The organism is Mesorhizobium sp. M2A.F.Ca.ET.067.02.1.1, assembly GCF_004023285.1.
Taxonomy (GTDB): Bacteria; Pseudomonadota; Alphaproteobacteria; order Rhizobiales; family Rhizobiaceae; genus Mesorhizobium.
Genome location: NZ_RZSB01001118.1, coordinates 1 through 1305 on the forward strand (window position 1 = coordinate 1; position 1305 = coordinate 1305).

Annotated in this window: 2 protein-coding genes; one reads left to right on the forward strand and one right to left on the reverse strand. The window is 63.0% G+C overall.

Going from position 1 to position 1305, the window contains the following annotated elements:
- Positions 1-309, reverse strand: a 309-nt coding sequence (locus EOA28_RS35960) for a helix-turn-helix domain-containing protein (protein ID WP_148671115.1), incomplete at its 3' end; no start/stop codon positions are given.
- A gap of 88 nt (positions 310-397) precedes the next feature.
- Here EOA28_RS35960 and EOA28_RS35965 point away from each other — a divergent pair.
- Complete coding sequence (locus EOA28_RS35965) at positions 398-1255, forward strand: alpha/beta hydrolase (protein WP_127250536.1); 858 nt, start codon at positions 398-400, stop codon at positions 1253-1255.
- Positions 1256-1305 lie beyond the last annotated feature (50 nt).

Genomic DNA, 1305 nt, shown 5'->3' on the forward strand with positions numbered 1-1305 from the left:
GACCCGGCCCCAGGCGCCGAGCTGCGCCATGATCGGCACCAGCGTGATCGCCATCTCGGTCAGGCTGTAGATCGCCTTCTGCTTGTGGCTGGGATCGTCGGCCTTGGTCAGCAGGCCGAGCGCCATCAGCCGCTTCAGCCGGTCGGCCAGGATGTTGGAGGCGATGCCCTCCAGCGAGCCATTGAGCAGCTCGCGAAAATGGCGCCGGCCGCCAAAGATCACGTCGCGCAGGATGATCAGGCTCCAACGGTCGCCGAACACTTCGAGCGACAGATTGATCGGGCAACCGGACCGGCGGTCGATGTTCATGGCAGTCTCCAGAAAAACCAGTTGCATTATGATATCGGTTTCACTATCGTGCAACTGATTGCAAAATGCAATCGGATTGGAGGAGCAGATGACCTACGCGGCGCAGCGCCCCGACATCGTTTCGGAAAGCTTCGGCAGTCCGAAAGATCCGCCGATCCTTCTGATCATGGGCGCCATGGCCTCGATGCTGTGGTGGCCGGAACCCTTCTGCCGGCAACTCGCCAGGCGCGGCCGCTTTGTCATCCGCTACGACAACCGCGACACTGGACTGTCGACGAAATACCCGCCGGGCACGCCGCCCTACAATTTCGGGGATATGGTGGACGATGCCATCCGCGTGCTCGACGACCACGGCGTCGGCAAGGGGCATGTCGTCGGCCTGTCGATGGGCGGCATGCTCGCGCAGAACGTGGCGCTGAAATATCCTGAACGCGTCAGCGCGCTCACCGTGATCTCATCTTCGCCGCTCGGCGTCGATACGTCCGGCCTGCCCGGACCGACCGAAGCCTACAAGGAGCATTCGGCGCAAGGCGGCGACGTCGACTGGTCGAACAGGAAGCAGGTGCTCGACTTCATGGTCAAGGACGCCCGCGCGATCGCCAGCACGCGCCATCCATTCGACGAGGAACGCACGCACGCGATGATCGAGGCGGACTATGATCGTTCCGGCGGCCTCGCCAGCGCGACCAACCATTTCCTGCTCAAGGGCGGCGGCCCGAAACGGACGGTGCGAGACCTGATGGCACCGCTGCTCGTCATCCACGGCACCGCCGATCCGCTCTTTCCGATCGAACATGGCGAGGCGTTGGCAAAGGTGGTTCCCGGCGCAAGGCTGGTCAAGATCGAAGGCGGCGGCCATGAGCTGCACCGCAACGACTGGCCGCAGATCATCGACGCTATCGCGCCGAACGGCCGGAACTTGACGCGGCCGGCATGCGACATGTGAATTCTTCAACCGTGATTGAAGGCGACAAAGAGGCCAAGCATGTCCCTGAC